Genomic DNA, 15,705 nt, shown 5'->3' with positions numbered 1-15,705 from the left:
TGATGAACCCCGTCCTCACCCTTCCCGCTTTCGGCCCCGTGCTGCCGGAGATCATCCTGGCAGCGGGCGCTCTCGTCCTGGTCCTGTTCGGCGCCATTCGCGGCGAGCGCTCCGGCGAGGGCATGAACCTCATCGCCCTTGGGCTTCTGGCGGTCACCTTCGTGGCCGTCCTGATGCTGCCCGGCGAGCGCGTCGAAACCATGTACGGTTCCTTCGTGATCGACAGCTTCGCCAAGTTCATGAAGGCCCTGACGCTCATCGCCTCCGCCGGTGGCGTGATCCTCTCGATGGATTACATGCGCCGCGAGGGCATCAGCCGGTTCGAGTACCCGATCCTGATCGTGCTCTCGACGCTCGGCATGCTGATGGTGATCTCGGCCAACGACCTGATCGCGCTCTATCTCGGCCTCGAGCTGCTGAGCCTTTCGTCCTACGTGATCGCGGCCTTCGATCGCGACAACGTCCGCTCGACGGAAGCCGGCCTGAAGTATTTCGTGCTGGGCTCCCTGTCCTCCGGCATGCTGCTCTACGGCGCATCGCTGGTTTACGGCTTCACCGGAAACGTGTCCTTCCCGGCTATCGCGGGGATCCTGCAGGGTCAGGTAGGCATCGGCGCCATCGTCGGCATCGTGTTCATCGCGGCCGGTATCGCGTTCAAGATCTCGGCCGTGCCGTTCCACATGTGGACCCCCGACGTCTACGAGGGCTCGCCGACGCCGGTGACGGCCTTCTTCTCCGCCGCCCCCAAGATGGCCGGCATGGCCATGGCCATTCGCGTCTTCATCGATGCGTTCCCGAACATCGTCGGCCAGTGGCAGCAGATCATCGTCTTCATTGCCATCGCGTCCATGGCGCTGGGCTCCTTCGCGGCCATCGGCCAGCGGAATCTCAAGCGCCTGATGGCCTATTCCTCCATCGGTAACGTCGGCTACGCGCTGATCGGCCTGGCGGCCGGCACGGTCGAGGGCGTCCAGGGCGTGGCCGTCTATATGGCGATCTATCTCGCCATGACGCTCGGCGCCTTCGCGGTCATCCTCGGGATGCGCCGCGGCAACGTGATGTACGAGAACGTCGAGGACCTGTCGGGCCTCGCCCGCACCCATCCGGTCCTCGCCTTCTGTCTCGCGATGATCATGTTCTCGCTCGCGGGCATTCCGCCGCTGGCCGGGTTCTTCGCCAAGTTCGCGGTGTTCACCGCCGCGATCAACGCCAACCTCGTCGCGCTCGCCATCATCGGCGTCGTGACCAGCGTGGTGGGCGCGTACTACTACCTGCGCATCGTGAAGGTGATGTACTTCGACGAGCCGGGGGCTGCGTACGATTCCATGCCAGCGGGCGTGAGGCTGGTGCTCGGTCTGTCCAGCGTCTTCGTCGTGCTCTTCGGCATCGTTCCGGCTCCGCTCGTCGCCGCAGCCGGCACGGCCGCGCGCTCTCTGTTCTGATGGTGGATCTGTCGCCCTCAGCCGAGGCCGCCGGTTATCGGCTCATCTCGATCGAGGCGACGGACTCGACCAATGACGATGCGCTCCAGGCGGCGCGCTCCGGCGATCCGGGGCCACTCTGGATCGTTTCGGCGGAACAGCGCGCGGGCAGGGGGCGGCACGGCCGGCAATGGTCGTCTCCTCAGGGCAATCTCTACGCCAGCCTTCTGCTGACCGATCCTTGCGAGCCGCAGCACGCCCCACAGCTCGGCTTCGTCGCGGGCCTCGCCCTGCACGAGGCCGTCGAAGCGGTCACGGGGGTGGGCGCTCCGCGCCTGTCCCTCAAATGGCCGAACGATCTTCTCCTCGACGGGGCCAAGATCTCAGGCCTCCTCCTCGAGGGGCACCGGCTCGCGGGCCATGGCCCGCTTGCGATCGTCATCGGCTTCGGCGTGAACGTGGCGTTCGCCCCGACCGGCACGCCGTACCCGGCCCTGGCCCTGCAGACCGTGAGGCCCGGCCTGACGCGCGCCGACATGTTCCGGGCGCTCTCCGCTTCCTTCGCACAAACCTTCGCCGCATGGCGCAATGCCGCGCGCCTGAACGCCGCCGATCCCTTCGGGCCGATCCGCCGGCTGTGGCTGGAGCGGGCGGCCGGGATCGGGCAGGAGGTGACGCTTCGCCTTCCCGCCGGAGAGAAGCGCGGCGTCTTCGAAGGGCTCGACCGGTTCGGACGCCTGCAGCTGAAAACCGTCTCGGGTGCAGAGCTCATCGATGCCGGCGATCTTTATTTTCCTCATTTACTGCACGATATAGCCAGACCTTAGCGCTGGCATGACAAGGTCTTGATCAAGTATGGCATCCTCCCAGGACGAATTGGTTTTTCTGCCCCTCGGCGGACTCGGCGAAATCGGCATGAATGCCGCCCTTTACGGCTTCGGCTCCGAGACAGACCGGCAATGGATCCTCGTCGATTGCGGCATGGGATTCGGCGGCGAGGAACAGCTGCCGGGGATCGACCTCGTCTATCCGGACCTGCGCTTCATCGAAGAGGAGCGCCACAACCTGCTCGGGATCTTCATCACCCATGCGCATGAAGACCATATCGGCGCCCTTGTGGAGATGTGGCCGCGCCTGCGCGCGCCGGTCTATGCGACCAAATTCGCCATCGGGCTTCTCGAGACCCGCCGACTGTCCGAGGCCGATGCGCCGAAGGTGGACCTCAATGAGATCGCTCCCGGGCAGCGCCTGAATCTCGGTCCCTTCGACATCGAGTACGTGCCGGTGGCGCATTCGATTCCCGAATCCAATGCGCTCGCCATCCGTACCCCCCAAGGGCTGGTGGTCCATACGGGCGACTGGAAGCTCGATCCGACACCCTATCTCGGGAGTCTCACCTCCGAGGAAACCTTCCGCAAGCTGGGCGAAGAGGGCGTTCTCGCGCTCGTGTGCGATTCCACCAATGTGGTGCGGGAGGGCGAAAGCCCGAGCGAGGCGGATGTCGCGAGGAATCTCGCCACGCTCATCAAGGATGCGCCGCATCGCGTCGCCGTCACCACGTTCGCGTCGAACGTCGCCCGCATCCGCTCGGTGGCGGAAGCGGCGCGGGAGTGCGACCGCGAGGTGGTCGTGGTCGGCCGGGCCATGGACCGCGTGGTGGAGGTCGCGAAAGAGTGCGGCTATCTCGACAACCTGCCTGAATTCCGCTCCGCCGAGAATTTCGGCTACATGCCGAGGGACAAGGTCGTCGCCGTCCTCACGGGCTCGCAGGGCGAGCCCCGCGCCGCCCTTGCCCGCATCGCATCCCGCGAGCATCCCGACATCACGCTGACGGCCGGAGACCGCGTGATCTTCTCGTCCCGCGCCATTCCCGGAAACGAGAAGGGTATCGGGTCCATCATCAACAGCCTCATCGAGCAGGGGATCGAGGTCGTGACGGACCGCACGGAGTTGGTGCACGTCTCCGGCCATCCCCGCAGGGGCGAACTGGCGAAGATGTACGAGTGGACGAAGCCGCGCATCGCGGTTCCGGCCCACGGCGAGCCGCTGCACCTCGCCGAACATGCCAAATTCGCGCGCCAGCAGGGCGTGCCGGAAGTGGTGCGGGCGAAGAACGGCACTCTTGTGCGCCTCGCGCCCGGCAAGGCCGAGATCGTCGATACCGTCCCGGCCGGACGCGTCTACAAGGATGGCAATATCGTCATCCCGGCAGGCGAGCGGGCGATCCCGGAGCGCCGGAAGCTGGCGTTTGCGGGCATCGTGACGGTCGCCATCGCCATCGACGACCGCGGCGAGATCGCGGGCGATCCGGTGGTGGACGTGATGGGGCTGCCCGAGAAGAACCGGCAGGGCCGCGATCTGACCGACATCGTCGCCGATGCGGTGGCGGATCTCCTCGACAGCCTGTCCAAGGCCAAGCGCCGCGATCCCGAAGCCGTCGAGAACGCCGTCCACCGGGCCGTGCGCGCCGCCGTCAATCAGGAATGGGGCAAGAAGCCCGCCTGCCATGTGCTCGTCATCGAGGTATAAGAGGGCACGTTCCTATCCTTGAGGGAGACATCATGCTGGGTCGGTTGAACCACGTCGCCATCGCCGTCCGCGATATCGCGGCGGCATCGCGGCTCTACCGCGACACGCTCGGGGCGCAGGTGTCCGAGCCCGACGCCCTGGAGGAGCACGGCGTCACGGTAGTCTTCGTGTCTCTGCCGAACACCAAGATCGAGCTTCTGGAGCCCCTCGGCGGCGACTCCCCCATCGGCCGCTTCCTGGAGAGAAACCCGGATGGCGGAATCCACCATATCTGCTACGAGGTGGAGGATATCCTGGCCGCGAGGGACCGGCTTGTGAATTCCGGGGCCAGGGTGCTGGGTTCGGGCGAGCCGAAGATCGGAGCTCACGGAAAACCGGTGCTTTTCCTGCATCCCAAGGATTTCAACGGAACCCTCATCGAACTCGAACAAGCCTGAGGACAAGCTGTTGACAAGATTGATAAAGGCCCTTTCCTCCACCCTATGGTCCACCCTGGCCGCCGTGCTCGTCGTCACGGGCATCGCCGTTGCCATCGTGGTGGCCGGTTTCGATCTGCGGCTGAGCGGGGGCATCGCGCTCTACTTCGTGATCTGGTGGATCCTGCTCTTCGCGATCCTTCCCTTCGGCGTGCGCAGCCAGGCCGAGAGCGGGGATGTCGTCGCCGGCACCGAGCCGGGCGCCCCGACCGCCCACGGGCTCCAGGAGAAGGCGATCTGGACGAGCCTGGTGTCGGCCGTCGTCCTGGTCTTCGCAGCGGCGGTCTTCCCGCTCGCGGGGCTCTAGAGCCTTTTCCATGACCTTCGGTTCATGGAAAAGGCTCCTGTTGTTTGAGAAAGACGCCTTTTCTTCGCAGAACCGGCATCCACTTTTGCCGAAATGGCTCTAGCGCATCGGACGTGAAAGGCGGAATCCACCGTCTCGCACGATGCGCTAAGGGGCTCTTTCGAAAGGCCGGCTTATGGCCTCGCTGCCATGGTCTTCTGCGCCCATGGCCGTTTCCCGTCGTGGCCGCCGACCCTGGTGCGCAGCGCGACCGCCGCTCGCCTGGGGGCATCGGCCCGGGGCGATGCCCTGCCGGCTGGCCCCTACGAGCCCGGCATGAGACGGGGCACGGCTGGGAGAAGTCGAGAAAACAGGGGCGATAAAAGAAAAAAGCAAGGCTTTCGCCTTGCTCAACTGCCTTTTGGCGTTGTTCTGACCCCTGGTTTTCTAGCACCAGCGCCTGAACCGGCGCTTGGGGATCGCGTTCCTCCCGAAACTCGGACCGCAGCCTCTGCCTATTTGAAGGTCTGAGACGTTGCGACTGTTTTATAGTTGGCTTCCCCCACGGTGTCACTATTTTTGGGCATGCCCTGATGCATTTTACGGCACTTATTGTATTGATCTTTGGTCTAATCCATTGCGCCGCAGGCCTCCGGGCTGGATGGCGGCTTGTCTTTTCGCCGTGGCCTGTGTTGTGTGCTGAAACCGAGTCGTGACTCACCGTTCCATTCCTGATCGAGACTGAAGGCGTCCTATGCGTTTGAGCCGCTATTTCCTCCCCATTCTCCGCGAGACGCCGAAAGAGGCGGAGATCGTTTCCCACCGCCTGATGCTGCGCGCCGGCATGATCCGCCAGGAGGCGGCGGGCATCTATGCCTGGCTGCCGCTAGGCCTGAAGGTGCTCAACAAGATCAATGCCATCGTCCGCGAGGAGCAGAACCGCTCCGGCGCCATCGAGCTGCTGATGCCGACCATCCAGTCGGCCGATCTCTGGCGGGAATCGGGCCGCTACGACGCCTATGGCAAGGAGATGCTGCGCATCCAGGACCGGCACGAGCGCGACATGCTCTTCGGACCCACCAACGAGGAGATGATCACGGAGATCTTCCGGGGCTATGTGCGCTCCTACAAGGACCTGCCCCTGAACCTCTACCATATCCAGTGGAAGTTCCGGGACGAGGTGCGCCCGCGCTTCGGCGTGATGCGCTCCCGCGAGTTCCTGATGAAGGACGCCTATTCCTTCGACCTGGATCAGCAGGGCGCGGTCCATTCCTACAACAAGATGTTCGTGGCCTATCTTCGCACCTTCGCCCGCATGGGCCTGAAGGCGATCCCGATGCGCGCCGACACCGGCCCCATCGGCGGCAACTTGAGCCACGAATTCATCATTCTCGCCGCCACCGGCGAGAGCGAGGTGTTCTGCCACGCCGATTACCTGGATTACGCGACCCCGCCGGCGGACACGAACTTCGACGACGTCGCCGGTCTGCAGAGCACCGTCGACAAGTGGACGTCGCTCTATGCAGCCACGTCGGAAATGCACGACGCCGCGGCCTTCGACGCGGTTCCCGCCGACAGGAAGATGTCGGCCCGCGGTATCGAGGTCGGCCATATCTTCTATTTCGGAACCAAGTATTCCGAGCCGATGGGCGCGAAGGTCATGGGACCCGACGGGCAGGAGAAGCCGGTCCATATGGGCTCCTACGGCATCGGCCCGAGCCGCCTGATCGCCGCCATCATCGAGGCGAGCCACGACGAGAACGGCATCGTCTGGCCCGAGGCCGTGGCTCCGTTCGACGTGGCGATCCTCAACCTGAAGGTGGGGGATTCCGGCACCGACGCGGCAAGCGAGCGCCTGTACCGCGAGCTCTCAGCGGCGGGCCGCGACGTGCTCTATGACGATCGCGACGAGCGTCCCGGCGGCAAGTTCGCCACCGCCGATCTCATCGGCGTTCCGTGGCAGGTGCTGATCGGGCCGAAGAGCCTCACTGAGGGCAAGGTGGAGATGAAGAACCGTGCGACCGGCGAGCGCGCGCTTTTGTCGGTCGACGAGGTGGTCACCCGGCTGACGGCACATAAATAAGCCCACATGGCCAAAGAAGCACCGACCGGAACCAAGCCTTTCTCGCTCTTCGAGTGGATGCTCGCCGGGCGCTACCTGCGCACGCGACGGCGGGAGGGGTTCGTTTCGGTCATCGCCGGCTTCTCGTTCCTGGGGATCATGCTGGGCGTCGCGACGCTCATCGTGGTGCTCTCGGTCATGAACGGCTTTCGCAAGGAGCTGCTCGACAAGATCGTGGGCATCAACGGCCATATCTTCGTGGCGCCCATCGAGAGACCGCTCACCGACTACCCGGAGGTCGCCGCCCGCATCGCCGCCGTGCCGGGCGTGAAGCGTGCGATCCCGCTGGTCGAGGGCCAGGCCTTCGGATCCTCGCAGTACAACGGCAGCGGCGTCCTCGTGCGCGGCATTCGCGGCAACGATCTGCGCCAGATCGAGCACATCGCGGGCAATATCCGGCAGGGGTCCCTGGACAAGTTCGACGAAGGCGAGGGCGTCGTCATCGGACGACGCCTGGCCGAGGCCCTGTCGATACAGGCCGGAGACACGCTCACCCTGATCACGCCGCGGGGCGCCGCGACGCCGTTCGGCACCGCGCCGCGGGTGAAGGGATATCCGGTCAAGGCCGTGTTCGAGATCGGCATGTCGGAGTTCGATTCCACCTTCGTGTTCATGCCGCTCACCGAGGCGCAGAACTACTTCAACCGCCAGGGCGACGTGCAGCTGATCGAGGTCTATCTCAACGACGCCGACAAGGTGGATCAGGCCCGCGTCGCCATCGAGGAGGCGGCGGGCAGGCCGATTCTGATGACCGACTGGCGGCAGCGCAACCGCACCTTCTTCGGGGCTCTGGAGGTGGAGCGGAACGTGATGTTCCTCATCCTCACGCTCATCGTTCTGGTGGCCGCGCTCAACATCATCTCCGGCCTCATCATGCTCGTGAAGGACAAGTCCAGCGACATCGCGATCCTGCGCACCATGGGGGCGACGCGCGGAGCCGTGATGCGCATCTTCCTGATCACGGGCGCGTCCATCGGCATCGTCGGCACCCTCGCGGGGTTCGGGCTCGGGCTGCTCCTCGCGCTCAATGTCGAGCACATCCGCGATGTCATCTCCCGGCTGACGAACACCAACCTGTTCCCGGCGGAGCTCTATTTCCTCAGCCGGTTGCCGGCCGACGTGAATCCCACCGAGGTCGCGACCATTCTCATCATGGCGATGGTCCTGTCGCTGCTGGCGACCCTCTATCCCTCCTGGCGGGCCGCGAAGCTCGATCCCGTCGAAGCGTTGCGTTACGGTTAGATATGGCGTCCGGACAAACCCAGCCAGCTCTCCACCTTTCACATGTCGAGCGCCGCTATCCGCAAGGGGACACGTTCCTCGAGGTTCTGCGCGGCACCGAACTCGCGATCTGGCCGGGCGAAATCGTGGCCCTCATCGCGCCTTCGGGAACGGGAAAATCGACCCTGCTCCACGTCGCGGGCCTTCTCGAAAAGCCCGACGGAGGCGAGGTCTTCGTCGGCGGCAAGCCGACATCGCATATGAGCGACAAGGAGCGCACCCGCGTGCGCCGGGAGGAACTGGGCTTCGTCTACCAGTTCCATCACCTGCTGCCGGAATTGTCGGCGATCGAGAACGTGGTGATTCCGCAGCTCATCCGTGGCCTGCCGAAGGCCGAAGCCGAAGACCGCGCGAGCCAGCTCCTGACCTTCCTGGGGCTGGGCAAGCGCCTCAAGCACCGTCCCGGCGAGCTCTCCGGCGGCGAGCAGCAGCGGGTCGCCATCGCCCGCGCGGTCGCCAACGCACCGCGCCTGCTGCTGGCGGACGAGCCGACCGGCAATCTCGACCCGCATACCGCCGACCGCGTCTTCCAGACGCTGGTCGCCATCGTGCGCGCCTCGCGCCTCGCGGCGCTGATCGCCACGCACAACCTGGAGCTCGCGGCCCGCATGGACCGCCGCGTGACGATCCGTGACGGGCTGATCGTGCAATTGCCGTGACACCACGATTACTGGAACGGGTCAATGCGCGGTCACTGGTGAGGGTGCTCGCCCCTCGCAAGCATCATGTGATGCTGCTGATGGTGCATACCTCGGGTCATCACACCTATGAAGCCGAGCGCCCGTAGCTTCGTGAGGTCCTGGTCTGGGACGAGCACTGTCAACGATGCGCCGTCTTCGACATCGTCCGCGTGGAAGGTCCAGCCTGAAACGCCGGACATCGTAGCCGCATGAGCGGTAACCATCCTGCGGATGGAATCGAGAACAGGGCCTGAGCCCCTCACGGTAAAGTGCATTCCGCTCTTCACAGGTTCGCTCGTGACATTCGAAGCCAGAGTCACGTTGTTCATGTCCACGAGGTGCTGGCGGAGGACTTCGAGATCGACCGTCGACCAATCCGTCTTTGGGTCGGCTTCCAATATCTCGACGATCTCCTGAATGGCCGCAAAGGCACTCTGTCCAGCCTGCTCCGGAACCCTGCCCCCTCCACCATGCATCGCGTGGTCATCGTAATGACTTTTACCGTCCCCCTGCGCAAAGGCGCTCAGCGGGATCAGGACAGCAAAGGCAATCGCTTTTCGCAACATGTGACATCTCCTTCATGAGAACACTGTCTTGCACGGGGTTGCCGCAGGCCTACATGATAGTAATCATGTCCGATGTCATTGAGAGCCTCTTTCTGGATGCCTCCCGCCACAGGTTCGAGTACCGAGCGGGCGATACGGTTTTCCGGCTTGGGGCTCCAGTAAGCTTCATTCATTGGGTTCAGGCTGGGAGGATCCATCTGGCGCGTCACCAGGCGGACGGCCTGACCCTCATTCTCCAGCGCGCCGCGGTGAATGACGTTCTGGCGGAAGCCTCCGTCTATTCGGAGAGGTACCATTGCGACGCACATGCGGTCGTCGAAACCCGTACATGCGCGATCCCCAAACGCGACTTCCTGAAGCGGCTGGCAGAGAACCACGAACTGGCGTGGGCCTGGGGGCGACGGCTGGCCCATGAGGTCCAGAGGGCACGTCTTCAGGTAGAGATCGTCTCCATGCGAACGGTCGCCGCACGTCTCGACGCGTGGGTAGAATATCATGGACCTGTTCCGCCACGGGGCCGGTGGGCCGCGCTGGCAGCGGAGATCGGCGTGAGCCCGGAAGCTCTCTACCGGGAGATGGCAAAGCGGCGTTACGGACCACGGCAGGACCACTCGTGACGGGCTGATCGTGCAATTGCCCTGGGGGCTTTCTTCCTTTCGGAAGCGATTCCGAGCGTCATGCCCGACCTTGTGCCGGGCATCCACCACTTATCCACTGGCTCGGGAAGGCGCGGAGCGCCGCAACACGTGCGGCCGTGGCAGGTGGGAGACCAGGCCCCCCAGGGACTTCCTTAAGGCTCGATTCACCGTGTCTCCACAGCCTGCACCGCAATGACTTTACAAGGAACATTCAACGAACATAAATGAACACACAGAGAACAGGAGATCAGACATGCTTCGCATCATCATCGAAACCGCCGCTGAAATCACCTCTCTAATCGTGTTCGGATCCGCCGTGGCAATCTGGGCCCTGGTCCTGGCGCCGATCGCCTGATACCCGCAATCTACACAAATCCACGGGATTCACAGGAGGATCGTCCTTCCCACGCCCCGGTAGAGATTCAGGGGCGAGAATCGTGGCAATATGCGCGCCATTGTCTGAGTAGAGTTTCATGGCGCGCATTCTCCAAGACGTCGGCTTCGTCCATCTGCACGTGCACTCCTCGTATTCGCTGCTCGAGGGGGCCCTGAAAGTCGCGCAGCTGCAGAAGCTCGCGGCGGCCGACAGGCAGCCGGCCCTGGCGCTGACCGACACCAACAATCTGTTCGGCGCGCTCGAATTCTCGGAGAAGATGGCCGGGTCGGGTATTCAGCCCATTGCCGGCGTCCAGCTCTCGGTCTGCTTCGAGGAGCCGGATCCGGTCGCCCGGGTCGTGCCCCAGCCCGCCAATATCGTGCTGCTCGCGCAGACGGAGGAGGGCTACCGCAACCTCATGCGGCTCGTGAGCCATGCCTATTTCGGCGTGCCCCTCGGCGAGTCGCCGCGGGTCGCTGCTCCCATTCTCGCGACCCACAGCGAAGGCCTCATCGCCCTGACCGGCGGCTTTTCCGGCCCGCTCGATTGCGCCTTGCGCAACGGCGGCCGCCAGGAGCTGGCGCAGGCGCGCCTCGACATGCTCAAGAGCGCCTTCGGCCATCAGCTTTACGTGGAGATCCAGCGCCACGGCCTCGACGAGGAGCGGATGGTGGAGGGCGAACTGATCGCGCTCGCCGACCGCAACGGCCTTCCCATCGTGGCCGCCAACGAGCCATTCTTCTCCTCGTCGAAGGACTACGAGGCGCACGACGCGCTGCTGGCCATCGCGGAAGGCCAGATCGTTTCCAACGACAATCGCCGCCGCCTGTCGCCCGAGCATTGCTTCAGGACGCGCCAGCAGATGATGGAGCTGTTCTCCGATCTGCCCGATGCGCTCGGCGCCACCGTCGAAATCGCCATGCGCTGTTCGACGCGCGTGCGGACCCGCAAGCCCATCCTGCCGAGTTTCGGCACCGGCGCCGACGCAGCCACGCTCGACGAGGGCGAGGAGCTGCAGCGCCAGGCGGAGGAGGGGCTCGCCAGGAGGCTTGCCGCGCATGGTCCCGCGCCGGGCCTGACCGAGCAGGATTACCAGGACCGGCTCGCGTTCGAGATCGGCATCATCCGCAAGATGAAGTTCCCCGGCTACTTCCTCATCGTGGCGGACTTCATCAAATGGGCGAAGCAGCACGACATTCCCGTCGGTCCGGGCCGCGGCTCGGGTGCGGGCTCTCTCGTGGCATACGCGCTCACGATCACCGATCTCGATCCATTGCGCTTCACGTTGCTCTTCGAGCGCTTCCTCAATCCGGAACGCGTGTCGATGCCCGACTTCGACATCGACTTCTGCGTGGAAGGCCGCGAGCGCGTGATCGAATACGTGCAGAAGCGCTATGGCGAGGAGCAGGTCGCTCAGATCATCACGTTCGGTACGCTTCTGGCGCGCGGCGTGATGCGCGACGTGGGCCGCGTGCTCGAAATGCCTTACGGCCAGGTCGACAAGCTCACCAAGCTGGTTCCGCAGAACCCGGCCAATCCGGTGACCCTGGCGCAGGCCATCGAAGGCGAGCCGAAACTGCAGGCCGCCATCGAGGAGGAGCCGGTCGTCAAGCGCATGCTCGACATCGCGCAGAAACTCGAGGGGCTGCACCGTCACGCATCGACGCACGCCGCGGGCGTCGTGATCGGCGACCGTCCGCTGCAGGAGCTGGTGCCGCTCTACCGAGACCCGAAGACCGGCATGCGCGTGACCCAGTTCAACATGAAATGGGTCGAGCAGGCGGGCCTCGTGAAGTTCGACTTCCTCGGCCTGAAGACGCTCACCGTGCTGCGCACGGCGGTCGACCTCATCAAGCGCAAGGACATTCACATCGATCTGTCGGCGCTGCCGCTCGACGACCGCAAGACCTACGAGATGCTCCGGCGCGGCGAAACGGTCGGCGTGTTCCAGGTGGAATCGGTCGGCATGCGCAAGGCGCTCGTCGAAATGGAGGCCGACCGTTTCGAGGACATCATCGCGCTCGTGGCGCTCTACCGCCCGGGCCCGATGGCGAACATTCCGGTCTATTGCGCGCGCAAGCTCGGAAAGGACGAGCACAACAAGAAGGATTGGTATCCCCACGACAAACTGGAGCCGATCCTGCGCGAGACCTTCGGCATCATCGTCTACCAGGAGCAGGTGATGGAGGTCGCGAAGGTCCTCGCCGGCTACTCGCTCGGCGACGCCGACCTTCTGCGCCGCGCCATGGGCAAGAAGATCAAGGCCGAAATGGACGCGCAGCGCGAGCGCTTCGTCGCCGGCTCCGCCAAGGACGGCCTCGACAAGGCGAAAGCCGACGAGATCTTCGATCTGCTCGCGAAATTCGCCGATTACGGCTTCAACAAGAGCCACGCGGCGGCCTACGCCCTCGTGGCATTCCAGACCGCCTATCTCAAGGCGAATTTCCCGGTCGAGTTCCTGGCCGCGTCGATGACGCTCGATCTCGACAACACGGACAAGCTCTCGGAATTCCGCCGCGAGGCGCAGCGTCTCGGCTTCAAGGTGATCCCGCCCACCATCAACCGCTCGGGCGTGGTGTTCGACGTGGTCTATGACCAGGAGGGGCAGGGCTCCATCCTCTACGCGCTGGCCGCCGTGAAGGGCGTGGGCCGCCAGGCCATCGAGGCGGTGGTGGAGGCGAGGGGCGACGAGCCCTTCAAGGATCTCGCGGATTTCGCGCGCCGCATCAATCCCAAGGCGCTCAACAAGCGCACGCTCGAAAACCTCATCGCGGCCGGCGCTTTCGACGAACTGGAGCCGGACCGGGCGAAGGCCTGCGCCTCCATCGACGCCATGATGAGCCTCGCGCAGCAATCCTACGAGGCGGCCAATGGCGGCATGATCGACATGTTCGGCGGCATGGCCTCGGCGGACGTGCAGCTTCGCATCCCTCCCTATGAGCCCTGGCCCTCCGCCGAGCGGCTGCAGCGGGAGTACGATGCCGTCGGCTTCTTCCTCTCGGGCCATCCGCTCGACGAATACGGCGATCTGCTCCAGAAGCTGCGCGTGCAGAGCTGGGCCGATTTTTGCCGCTCCGTGAAGGCGGGCAACTCCGTCGGCAAGGTCGCGGCCACCATTCTCGACCGGCAGGAGCGGCGCACGAAGACCGGCAACAAGATGGGCATCCTGACCCTCTCGGATCAGACCGGGCAGTTCGAGGCCATCATCTTCTCGGAAGGGCTCATGCGTCTGCGCGACGTGCTGGAGCCCGGGACCGCCGTCGTCCTGATGCTTCAGGCGGGCGTCGAGGGCGAGGAGGTGAGGGCGCGGATCGGCATGGCCGAACCCCTGGAGGAGGCTATCGCCAAGCACCAGAAGGGAATGCGGATCTTCCTGCGCGACGAGCGCCCCATTTCCAGCGTCTACGAACGCCTGAAGGTGAGAGGCGAGGGCGAGGTGTCTCTCGTGCTGATCCTCGACGACGGCGACCGGGAGGTCGAAGTGAAGCTCCCCGGCAAGTACATGGCCACGCCCCAGATCGCCGGCGCTCTCCGCGCCGTGCCCGGGGTGGTCGAGGTGCAGATGAGCTAGAGCCTTTTCCGCAAAAGTGGATGCCGGTTTTGCGAAGAAAAGGCGTCTTTCTCAAACAACAGGAGCCTTTTCCATGAACCGAAGGTCATGGAAAAGGCTCTAGAGCGGGGCGCTGGCGCAGCGGAGCGTCAGGCGCTCCGCCGCTCGATCCTTCCCAGACCCAGCGCGGCGGCGAGCGCGACCGCGAGCATGATCGCCACGAGGCCCGCGACGGCGTTCCAGCCGCCGCCTGCCCAGAACCAGCCTCCCACCGTGCCCATCACGCTGGAGCCGACATAATACGCGAGCAGGTAGAGGGACGAGGCGTGGCCCTTGGACCCGACGGCGAGGCGACCGACCCAGCCGCTCGCGACCGAGTGGGTGATGAAGAAGCCGATCGTGCTGGCGATCACCCCGGCGATCACGCCCGCGAGCGACGACGAGAGCGTCAGGGCGGTTCCAGCCGCCATGGTGGCGATTCCGGCGAGCAGGATGGGTGAGCGTCCGAGCCGGTCCGCCAGATTGCCGGCGAGCGTCGAGGCGATCGCTCCGAGGAGATAGACCAGAAAAATCGCGCCGATCTGGGCGGGCGTGAGGTCGAAGGGGGCGGAACTCAGGCGGAACGTCAGGTAGTTGAACATGGTGACGTTGATCCCGAGCGCGAGAAAGCCCGTCAGGAAGAGCAGCGGCAGGCCGGGCGTCCGCAGGTGCTTCAACCACGTCTCCCGGTGGTGAGCCAGCATTCCCCCGGCGGTGCGCGGGAAGAAATTCCGCGATGGCGGCAGGAGGGCGAAGAAGCCCAGGGAAGCCAAGAGCCCCAGCACTCCGATCCCGCCGGATGCGACGCGCCAGGAGAAATACTCGGTCACCACTCCGGCGCCGATCCGGCCGAGCATGGCCCCGAAGGCGGTTCCTCCCACATAGAGACCCATCGCCGTGCCGAGGGCCTTCGGGTGGATCTCCTCGGCGAGATACGCCATCGCGACCGCCGGCACCCCTCCGAGCACGAGGCCTTCGAGCGCGCGGAGCACCAGCAGCATGTGCCAGTCCGGGGCGATGGCGCTTCCCACATGGAGAATCGCCGCGCCGCACATCGAGCCGAACATCAGCGCACGGCGGCTGACGGTTTCCGAAATGGCTCCGGCGCACAGGATCGCGAAGGCGAGGCAGCCGGTCGTGAGCGAGAGCGCGAGGGAGCCCGCCGAGGGGCTGACGCCGAACTCCTCCACCAGGTGTGGCAGGAGCGGCTGCACCGCGTAGATCAGCGAGAAGGTCGCGAAGCCCGCCAGGAAGAGAGCCAGGCTGATCCGCCGGTAGGCCGGGGTTCCGCGCTCGGTCCATTGCGGGGCGCGCGGGGCGCCGACACCGGCGTGATCATCCTGCCATTCGCGCGGATTGTGGTTCGGCCGGGGCAAAGGCTGGCAGGGCAAAGGTTTGCGGGACAAAAGCTTGGCGTTGATCATCGGGGTGCTCAAAGAGGCTGACTTCAGGCTTCGGCGCGCCTGTTCCGACTCCTAGCCCTTCCCAAGCCATGCCACATCAGCAATGTACTTCGATCAGCTACAGCGAAACTATATAGATGGCATGGATACCGCACGGCTTCGGACTCTCATCCACGTGGCCGAACTCGGCAGCTGGTGCTCTCCTGTCCGTCCGACAGGTCCGCATCGCGGGCGGCCGGTCTCGCCGGCGAATCGCTCAAGGACATCATGACGGGCCATGTCAGCCGAGGGATCTGGAGGGGAGAAATGCCGGCAAGCGGCCGCTAAGCGGTCGGCCT

General features: G+C 64.8%; 12 protein-coding genes. 10 read left to right on the top strand and 2 right to left on the bottom strand.

Features of this window, described 5'->3' with window-relative positions; genetic code table 11:
* Positions 1-2 precede the first annotated feature (2 nt).
* From nuoN to RE429_RS12815, 8 genes are all read left to right on the top strand, one after another.
* Entirely contained in the window at positions 3-1,442 is a 1,440-nt protein-coding gene (gene nuoN, locus RE429_RS12850) for an NADH-quinone oxidoreductase subunit NuoN (RefSeq protein ID WP_414474189.1), read from the top strand.
* Complete coding sequence (locus tag RE429_RS12845) at positions 1,442-2,248, top strand: biotin--[acetyl-CoA-carboxylase] ligase (protein WP_414471158.1); 807 nt, start codon at positions 1,442-1,444, stop codon at positions 2,246-2,248. The genes nuoN and RE429_RS12845 overlap by 1 nt, the downstream gene beginning before the upstream one ends.
* Before the next feature lie 28 nt (positions 2,249-2,276).
* A complete protein-coding gene (locus RE429_RS12840) occupies positions 2,277-3,950 on the top strand; it encodes a ribonuclease J (RefSeq protein ID WP_414471157.1) in 1,674 nt (557 codons plus the stop codon).
* Between the two features lie 32 nt (positions 3,951-3,982).
* Complete coding sequence (gene mce / locus RE429_RS12835; RefSeq protein WP_414471156.1) at positions 3,983-4,387, top strand: methylmalonyl-CoA epimerase; 405 nt, start codon at positions 3,983-3,985, stop codon at positions 4,385-4,387.
* 10 nt (positions 4,388-4,397) lie between these two features.
* Complete coding sequence (locus RE429_RS12830; protein WP_414471155.1) at positions 4,398-4,733, top strand: DUF1467 family protein; 336 nt, start codon at positions 4,398-4,400, stop codon at positions 4,731-4,733.
* Positions 4,734-5,466: 733 nt separating this feature from the next.
* Positions 5,467-6,795, top strand: a complete 1,329-nt coding sequence (gene proS / locus RE429_RS12825) for a proline--tRNA ligase (RefSeq protein ID WP_414471154.1) — start codon at positions 5,467-5,469, stop codon at positions 6,793-6,795.
* A 6-nt stretch (positions 6,796-6,801) separates the two neighbouring features.
* Entirely contained in the window at positions 6,802-8,076 is a 1,275-nt protein-coding gene (locus RE429_RS12820) for a lipoprotein-releasing ABC transporter permease subunit (protein ID WP_414471153.1), read from the top strand.
* 2 nt (positions 8,077-8,078) lie between these two features.
* Positions 8,079-8,774, top strand: a complete 696-nt coding sequence (locus RE429_RS12815) for an ABC transporter ATP-binding protein (RefSeq protein ID WP_414471152.1) — start codon at positions 8,079-8,081, stop codon at positions 8,772-8,774.
* Between the two features lie 32 nt (positions 8,775-8,806).
* On the opposite strand, the gene RE429_RS12810 is transcribed toward RE429_RS12815, so the two are convergent.
* A complete protein-coding gene (locus tag RE429_RS12810; RefSeq protein WP_414471151.1) occupies positions 8,807-9,361 on the bottom strand; it encodes a hypothetical protein in 555 nt (184 codons plus the stop codon).
* Between the two features lie 65 nt (positions 9,362-9,426).
* On the opposite strand from RE429_RS12810, the gene RE429_RS12805 reads away from it, so the two are divergent.
* Positions 9,427-9,978 (top strand): Crp/Fnr family transcriptional regulator, encoded by a 552-nt coding sequence (locus RE429_RS12805; RefSeq protein ID WP_414471150.1) that lies wholly within the window; start codon positions 9,427-9,429, stop codon positions 9,976-9,978.
* A 494-nt stretch (positions 9,979-10,472) separates the two neighbouring features.
* A complete protein-coding gene (gene dnaE, locus RE429_RS12800) occupies positions 10,473-13,946 on the top strand; it encodes a DNA polymerase III subunit alpha (protein WP_414471149.1) in 3,474 nt (1,157 codons plus the stop codon).
* Between the two features lie 128 nt (positions 13,947-14,074).
* Here the strand turns inward: dnaE and RE429_RS12795 are convergent, their stop codons facing one another.
* Positions 14,075-15,388 carry an MFS transporter gene (locus RE429_RS12795; RefSeq protein WP_414471148.1) on the bottom strand — a complete coding sequence of 438 codons (1,314 nt, stop codon included), beginning with the start codon at positions 15,386-15,388 and terminating at the stop codon, positions 14,075-14,077.
* Positions 15,389-15,705 lie beyond the last annotated feature (317 nt).

This window comes from Microvirga sp. M2, assembly GCF_047497095.1.
In the GTDB taxonomy this organism is placed as follows: Bacteria; Pseudomonadota; Alphaproteobacteria; order Rhizobiales; family Beijerinckiaceae; genus Microvirga.
Note: the sequence above shows the minus strand (reverse complement) of the source record. Positions and strands in the feature narration are given on the sequence as shown.